Annotated in this window: 4 protein-coding genes; all 4 read left to right on the top strand. The window is 48.7% G+C overall.

What is annotated here, in order from left to right:
* The first annotated feature begins 210 nt into the window (after positions 1-210).
* Positions 211-597 carry a sigma-70 family RNA polymerase sigma factor gene (locus Q2J39_RS10825; protein ID WP_353960998.1) on the top strand — a complete coding sequence of 129 codons (387 nt, stop codon included), beginning with the start codon at positions 211-213 and terminating at the stop codon, positions 595-597.
* 53 nt (positions 598-650) lie between these two features.
* Positions 651-1694, top strand: coding sequence for a zf-HC2 domain-containing protein (locus Q2J39_RS09905; RefSeq protein ID WP_230267002.1), 1044 nt, complete (start codon positions 651-653; stop codon positions 1692-1694).
* A gap of 389 nt (positions 1695-2083) precedes the next feature.
* The gene (locus Q2J39_RS09900) at positions 2084-2980 is read left to right on the top strand and encodes an NAD(P)/FAD-dependent oxidoreductase (protein WP_230267001.1); all 897 of its coding nucleotides are present in this window, start codon (positions 2084-2086) and stop codon (positions 2978-2980) included.
* A 425-nt stretch (positions 2981-3405) separates the two neighbouring features.
* Entirely contained in the window at positions 3406-8190 is a 4785-nt protein-coding gene (locus Q2J39_RS09895; RefSeq protein ID WP_288340493.1) for a Spy0128 family protein, read from the top strand.
* The last annotated feature ends 206 nt before the right edge of the window (positions 8191-8396 follow it).

The raw sequence follows: 8396 nt of genomic DNA, 5'->3' as shown, positions 1-8396 counted from the left end.
CGTATCTAATATTCAGTCTCGCGTATACCCGTCGATTGTTTGACACTTACTTTTGAAAATAAATCTCTCCTGGATGTAACAAAGTACAGCGTTCCTGCGTCTTATAAGTGAAAGGAGGAACACGATGAATCAGGATCTTGATCAGATGTACAGAACCTATTCCCGCAAGGTGTACTTGTATCTGCTCTCGCTCAGTCAGAATCCAGCTTTATCCGAAGACCTGATGCAGGAACCTTTCTGAAGGCCGCTCTGAAAATCGATACGTTCCAGGGAAACAGTTCCCTTTCCTCATGGCTTTGCTCGATCGCAAAAAATCTGTACTGCGATGCTATGCGGCGGCAGAAGAATCATGTTCCATTGGCAGAAGAAATGTTCTCCTTCGATCCGAAACAAAGGGATCTGCGCATTTTTGGATGCCTGCATGAGCTTTCTGAACCGTACCGGGAAATCCTGTATCTGAGAATTTTCTGTTTCATGAGCTATCGGGAAATCGGAGAAATACTGGGCAGAAGCGAAACGTGGAGCCGGGTGATGTTTTATCGAGGCAAGGAAAAGCTTCGCGAATTATGGCTAAGGAAAGAGGGGAATGTAAAATGATGAATTTACCGGAGAACAATCCAGATAAAAGGAATGCGAATACAGAAAATTCAATGAATATGGAGACGGCTTTCGACAAGGAATTCGTTGATTCCAATACGCAATGTGAACTGGTACAGGATCTTCTTCCTCTTTACGTGGAAGGACTGACCAGCCCATTAAGCAGTGCGTTTATCCAGAGACATATCGATCAGTGTCCGAAATGCAAAGCCGAATGGGATGCGATGCGTCAACCCGTCCCAGAGATCCCGGACGTACAGGACATTCCTGTAAAAAACGCCCTGAAAAAGACAGGGCGTACGCTTCGAAAAAATCGGGTGATCGTCACCGTTCTGATCCTTCTCTGTCTGGTTCTTGGCATCGGGTCCGGCGTTCTGTTTTTTCACGGCAGCCGTCTGGAGGTACAGGATGTCTACATCCGGTCGCAGTATCAAAGCGAGGATGGAAACTCCACCGTTCTTGTTATAGCCGGTACGAGTCCTTCCATCGGATTTGTAAAAAGCCAGATCGCCTGCGACGCCAGCAATGAAAACTGCGAACTGACGCTCTATGGCGGGAGCGGCCTGCTCAGCCAGAAAGAAACCGTTGAAGTCGACTTTCCGCAGTCCGTCCAGCAAATTACGCTTAAGGGAGAAGTCATTTACCGGGATGGGGAGATTATTAATGCGATGGGCCGCTATTACGCTCCGTATATGAACGGATCTCCAGGCGACACTCAGCGAATGCCGCTGTGCTGGCCGAATTTCACGGTGGATCACAGGCCCGTCTCTTTCACAATGGACTACACGGAAGATCCACAATCTCGAATCTGGATATGGAAAACGGAAGACTGCACCCTGAATCAGTTTTCTGAATCCGAGGTTCATTCCTGGAAAGACCGCTGCAAAATCATACTGGCATTAACCCCTGCTCTGCAGGAAATCCGCGTACAGGATAAAAACGGCGACAGTCTGTCGGTAAGCAGAAAAGATCTGGAAAGTCTTTTAACTGAAGAACAGATCCAGAACGGATTTGCGAACGAAGCCGAACTTCAGCGCTTTTTAAACGAAATTGCGCCAGCAGATCCAGAACAGATTCACGAACGAAGTCGAACTTAGCGCTTTTTAACGTAATTGCGCCAGCTGCGTAAACAATTGGATTGAAGGCAATCTATTTCAACGCGAAAACGCCAGACGGAAAAGACGGATCTCGCTTTTCTCTCTGGCATTTTTATGTATTCGTTACCCTTCCCCATTAAAACCAGGTATTCGATTATTTCGAACCAGGAAGGCGATGGAATAAACATAGAATTTGAGTCTGATTCTTTCTTCCCCGCTCCCTTTTTCATTCCTTTGCAGGTCAAAACAGACATGAGCAGATTACAAGCTCCACCTGTTCCCCGCTTATAAAATATAGATGAATCTGCTCCCGGCAAAACTTCTTCTCGAGCTGACCGCTCAGGATTCTTATTTTTTGCGGGTTTGGGGGCAGAAGCGGAGGTTTATTTATGTACGATATGATTATTGTCGGCGCAGGTCCTGCGGGAATCAGCGCTGCTGTTTATGCGAAAAGCCGCGGCAGGGACGTTGTTGTCCTGGATGAAAACGGTGTAGGCGGCCTCATTAAGAACGTCTCCTGCATTACCCATTACGAAGGCGTTCTGGACCAGGAAACCGGTGCAGAATTTGCGAAGCGCATGCAGGATCAGGCAGATCGCTACAACGTGGAAGTCGTTGAGGAAAAAGTTATCGATACAAAACTCGATCAGCCAATGAAAACGGTAGTGACCGAGCAGAATACATATACCGCTCCCGTCGTAATCATTGCGGCCGGCGGAACAAAGAAGAAACTGGGCATTCCCGGTGAAGACAATCCAGGCATGTATCTGAACGCGCCGAGAGATGCCAAAACGTATGCCGGTAAAGATGTTTATGTTATTGGCGGTGCAGACGGGGCCGTGAAAGAAGCGCTGTATCTTTCTGAATTTGCGAATAAGGTTTATCTGGTCTGCATTGAACCGGCTCTGGCCTGTATTGCTGAGTTCCGTGAAAAAGTCGCCGATAACGACCGCATTGAAGTCATTGCCCACAGCGCCCTTACTGAAGTGAGCGGAAACGAACAAGTCGACACTCTCACCCTGACCGATCTGAACGATGGATCGGAGCGTATTATTACCGATCCAGGTGCCGGTATTTTCGTTTATGCGGGTGCCATTCCAAATTCCCCGCTTTTCAAAGGCGTGAAAACCGATGAAGCCGGCTACATTCTAACCGATGAATCGATGGAAACCAATCTGGACGGCGTTTATGCCATCGGAGATATTCGGGCGAAAAAAGTGCGTCAGGTTGTAACCGCAGCAAGCGATGGAGCCATTGCGGCGATTTCTGCCAGTCTCAAAAACTAAGGATTCGGACATTTGCCGAGCGGATTTGAAATTTCAAATCGCTCGCTCTTCCATTGACGAAAAGACGAATCGGAAGAACTGAACATTACTCGTTCACGTTCTTCCGTTTTTTTCATCGAAGTACAATGTCATTAAGTTAACCGAATGGCATTGACGTAACACGTTCAGTTTGCTGAATAATTCAACATTTTCGACAGTTTCTTACTGTTTCGGATCATAATGTCTCATTTAAATATCTTAGTCACCGCAACGGATTGTATTTTTTCAAAATGATACATTTCAGATGAGAGCATGTGGACAGCCATGACAGTAAGGGAGGCTTTATGAAGCGGTGGAACAATCAAAAACATGTATATGGTAAAGATCAGTCCCAAAAGGTCTTTTACAAAAAGCGAAGGCAAAAACAATCCGGTTTCCTGCACTGGATGCTTTCCTGGCTGGTCATTTTTGCGCTTTGTCTGGGATACGGCGTTTCCATCGTTCCCTCTCATGCGCAGGAAACGAACTTCTCATCCGCAAAGGTTTCGCAGACTATGGAAACGACACAGCAAGCGGATCACGATGCAGAAGGATCCTCGCCTTCGGCCGGCAGCTTTGCAGGCGGTGAACGCGTTCTGACGCCCCGCGAAGCGGCAAGCAGCTGTAATGCCGATCATACGATTTCTTTTTCCATGTCCGCAGATCCGTACAGTTCTCTGCAGACGTCCATGTCCAGGATTGGGGAAATTCTTGTTTCCAAAAACGTCCAGCTGCATACGGCCAGTCAGCCGGAAGATTCCTCGTTTGACGTATCGCTCTCCGCGCTTTCAAGCTGGACGAACGTTACCGGTCTTTTAAGCAATCCGGTAGATGTTGTCATGGTTCTCGACACTTCTGGAAGCATGATAGCCAGCTATAACGATTCCGGAATGACGCGTATTGAAGCCATGAAAGATTCCGTGAATCTGTTTATCAACAGTCTGGAAAAATCAAACAGCGAGATCGGGGAGAATTCCCTGAAATCCAATCTCGGAATTATTACGTATAACGATGATGCAAAGGTGGAAATCCCTTTGACCAGCGATATACAGTCCCTTCGGAACTGCGTTAACGCGCTTTCGGTCCAAGGCGTTACCTGCTGCAACCTTGGCCTCCAGGAAGGCGAGAAAATGATTCAGGAATCCCAGCAGGACGGCCGCAGCAAGATCGTCATCTTTTTTACCGACGGCATGCCCTCGAACGGTTACGGTTTCACCCGTTCCATCGCCAACGAAGCGGTTTCCGCGGCCAGCAGCATTCGAAAATCCGGAGCCAGGATCTATTCGATCGGCATTTTCCCTGGTGCTGATCCCAATGTCGACGTTGCGCTGGTCAATGGCCAGGAAAATACAAACCGCTTCATGCAGGCGGTTTCTTCGAACTTTCCGGACGCCACCCTGTATTCCGAAGACCTCGGGCCGCGCTCTTCCGATCAGTATTATATGAGCGCCGACAATCCAGCCGATCTGGAAGCCGCCTTTGACTTTGTTTTCCAGACGATGGACGGCGGAAGCGGCTATCCGACCCAGACCGATCCGAACGCTCCAGAAAGTTCCGGGTATATCACCCTGCACGACGAAGCCGGTGAGTGGATGCAGTATGACGATCCCATCCTTTCGGTAAACGGGCAGGAATATTCTCCTGTCTCGCAAAGTGCAAATGGAAATGTTGTTTTCTATCGCTTCTCTGGGCAAGTGCCGACTAACGCACCAGGCGTCATGGCCAATCTGTCCGATATCAAGGTGACGATCACCAAAGGACAGCACGGAATTGGCGATATTCTCGAAACCCAGATTCCGGCAGTCCTTCTTCCACTTGATGTGTATGCGCGCACGTCCCTGCCGGAAAAAGAAAACATGAGCGATTCGGCACAAGTCACTTATGCGATTCCGATTTCCGTGCAGACAACGGCGAGCCTGAATATTTCTATGAAAGATGCTTTAAAAGGAATCAAAAACGATAGCTCGCTGGAATCGGTCAACTGGTTGAACACCCATGCCCAAAGCTCGACCGCGCAGCAAATCAGCATGTACAGTTTCTTTTCCAATCAATGGGAAAGCCGTCGCGCAGCCTGGGCTTCCTTTACCCCTGCAGCGGAAAACGAGTTTTATAATGCCGAACATTCTGATCCGACAGCGTTACAGACCGCGCTTAAAGAAAACAATCCGACCGAAACCGAAAAAAACCTTACGACACTGGAAAAAGAGAGCGAAACAGACGGTTCATCCTATCGTCTGTATCTTGGAAATAACGGACGGCTCGATCTCTCTCTCGACCATTCCGTCACCATTTCAAAAACCGTGCTTTCCCAGGACGATTACCCCGCTCCCGATACGGTATTTACTTACGAAGCCACACTGACTCAGCCGGATGGAACTCCCTTTACTGGAGAGATCGATATCGAAAATACGGAGCATCAGGACGATCAGCTGTCGTTCACAAACGGAAAAGCATCGTTCAGACTTTCCAGCACACAGTCCATCCGTCTTAAAAATGTTCCTTTGTATTCTTCCCTTCAAATCGAAGAAACCCCTGTTCCGGGTTTCACCTGCTCGGTTCATACGATTCAGGGAAGTCAAACGGAGGAAAGCGACAGCAATTCCTCAGAAGCCCTTGAATTCATCCCGGGTACGCGCGCATCCATTCATTTTGTGAATACGTATTCCCTGAGCCCATTAACGCTGACGCCGGATCAGAGTTATCTGCGCGGCGAAAAAGTCCTCACCGGCAGAAACTGGCAGAATGGCGATTCCTTTACTTTTGAAGTCCGTGCCCTTTCCCCGGCGAACGCCCCGCTGCCGCAAAAAGCGAATGCGGTCGTTCAGGAATCGGACGCTTCGAGAGCGTTTGACTTTGGATCGGTTACGTTTGATCGTCCCGGTCAATACATTTACGCGATCTATGAAAAAGAACCGGAAGAATCTCTTCCCGGCGTCTCAAATTCCCTGAGCGTGTATGCGGTGCAGATCACGGTAACCGATGGCGGCAACGGAACGATGCAGGTCGGCCCCCCCCAGATTATTCAGCTGCGAAATGATCAGGGCGAATCGGTTCAGAACGCAGTCGGTTCCGCCGTATTTACCAATGCGTATAATGCGCAGGAAACCCAGTACAGTCCTTCCATCACCAAACAGATTGCAGCGTTTCCAAACGGTTCAGACAGCGAACAAAGTGGCATAGCCGCCCCTGACGCATTTACGTTTTCCTTTACCCTTCACGCACTCAATGAAGACGCTCCGATGCCTGCGGGAACTTCCAATGGGTCCGTTCAGGCTGCCAATGCCGGATCGCTAGTGCAGTTCCCGGCGATTTCCTTTGATTCTTCACACATCGGCAAGACGTACCATTACGAGATCAGCGAAGATCCAATTGAGTCCCTCAACCCGGCTGTTCCTGGCATGTCGGCAAGCAATCAGAAGATTCTTCTGGACGTGGTGGTTACCCGAGCACTGGTGTACGGCACGGAAACCGTAGTCTGCACGCCACAGTATTTTACGCAGGATCATCAGCCTCTCACTCCAGAGCAGGCCGTGCTGACCAACCATTACGAGTATTCCCCAGCCATCGCATCGATCCAGGGTGAGAAAACGTTGCAGGGACGCGATATGGCAGCCAATGAATTCTCGTTTACTCTTTCCGGTGCAAATCCGGAAACGATCCAGGCGATTGCAGACAAAAGCATTCAGATCTCGGATCCCGTCTATTCTGGAGCTGCAGAAAACGGCAGTCCAGCCGACTTTTCCTTTGAAAACATTCAGTTTTTAAAGCCGGGACGCTACTTCTTCCAGATTCAGGAAGATTCAACCCATTCGCCGGCCATTGAACAGGATGCGAGTCTTCATTATGTGATGGCCGAAGTAGCTCTTGATACGCGAACCGCCAGTTTGCAGGCGCATATTACGTATCTCAATCACGCCGACTACGACGCGAACGCGCTTCAGTTTGAAAATCTCTATGCGCCGCAGTTCGATGAACAGAGTGCCGTTTCCCTAACTGGAGGAAAAATTGTTCTCTCCTCCACAGCGGATTCTGGAATCGAAGATGCGATCTTCCGTTTTCTGATGACGGATCCAAAAGGGGTACAAAGCGTTTTGTATTCGCCTCAAGGCGCCTTTGATATTTTGAAAAATCAGACGTTCCACAAGGCTGGAACTTATGTATACCAGCTGGAAGAACTCCCTGCCGTCTCCGGTTATCCGCAGGAAGCTCTGCAGTTTGATTCGGCCAAATATCGAATTGAAATCGATGTAGTCGATAACGGACAGGGCGTGCTTACTGCTCAGCAGCCCAGAATCTTCCGCAATGATCAGCCGGTCGATCAGATTCTTTTTGAAAATCCAATTGCCGCGATTCCCGCTGTTGCCGATGCGCTCCCGTTTGGTACAAAGGAACTGAGCGGCAAAACACTCGAAGAAAATGAATTCCATTTTACCTGGAGTCTGAAAACGGACGTCGCGGATGGCGTATTCGTCGACGGCAATTTATGGGACAGTCCGCAGGACGTTACCAATGCGGCCAATGGCGATATTGCCTTTTTCGGCAAGGAACTTCGCTTTGTAAAGCCCGGTCATTACGAAATCACCCTGCAGGAAAATGCCGGAGAGGATCAAAATATTCACTACGACAGCACCCTGCTCAAGTGGAGCTACAATGTGTCCCTTAAGGAAGGTGCACTGACTATTTCCGTCGTCTGGCCGCAGAATCTCCCATTTCATAATGTGTATACATCCTCCGCGACCGAGCCGGTAAGGGTTGCAGTCGCCGCGAAAAAGCAGCTGAAAAACGGAACCCTCAAGGAAGGGGCATTTTCCTTTGAACTTGTTCACGATGGAAACGTCATTCAGACCGTCACCAACAAAAAGGACGGATCGATTGTCTTTGATCCGCTGGCTTTCGACCAGGAAGGCACAGAAGAACTGATTCTTCGTGAAAAGGCCGGAAAGGATACCAGCATTGAATACGACTCGTCGCAGTTCAAAGTGAACGTTAAAATTGAAAAAGACAGCTCGGGAAAACTGGCAGCAGCCGTTACCTATGACAAAGAGCCTGTCTTTGTGAATATGGTTAAATCCGCCGCTCCAAAGCCCGCTTGGCCGCCAAATACAGGAAATCTGACTTTTGTCTGGTTCTGGATCCTTCTCTTTACGGCAGCAGGAAGCACGATTCTATATTTACGGAAACGCGTCCAATAACCAGCTTTAAGAGCGGAGTTCCAAAGTGGATCAGTTTTCAATTACGCAACTGGACCAGTTTTCAATTGACAAAAACAATTAATTAGAACTTTCCCAACGAGCTTAACTATACTAATCGCTCGTTTTTGAAATTTTATCTCATTAGAGAGCCTTTTTTCGAGGCTCTCTTTTAATTCTGCCTGGCTTCATGACCAGACATGCGATTA

Origin of the sequence: uncultured Allobaculum sp. (assembly GCF_948576815.1) — a bacterium.
In the GTDB taxonomy this organism is placed as follows: Bacteria; Bacillota_I; Bacilli_A; order Erysipelotrichales; family Erysipelotrichaceae; genus Allobaculum; species Allobaculum fili.
Note: the sequence above shows the minus strand (reverse complement) of the source record. Positions and strands in the feature narration are given on the sequence as shown.

Coding starts and splice junctions, on each gene's coding strand:
- Q2J39_RS09895 (WP_288340493.1), top strand. CDS start 3,406: ATGCTTTCCTGGCTGGTCATTTTTGCGCTTTGTCTGGGATACGGCGTT.
- Q2J39_RS09900 (WP_230267001.1), top strand. CDS start 2,084: ATGTACGATATGATTATTGTCGGCGCAGGTCCTGCGGGAATCAGCGCT.
- Q2J39_RS09905 (WP_230267002.1), top strand. CDS start 651: ATGAATATGGAGACGGCTTTCGACAAGGAATTCGTTGATTCCAATACG.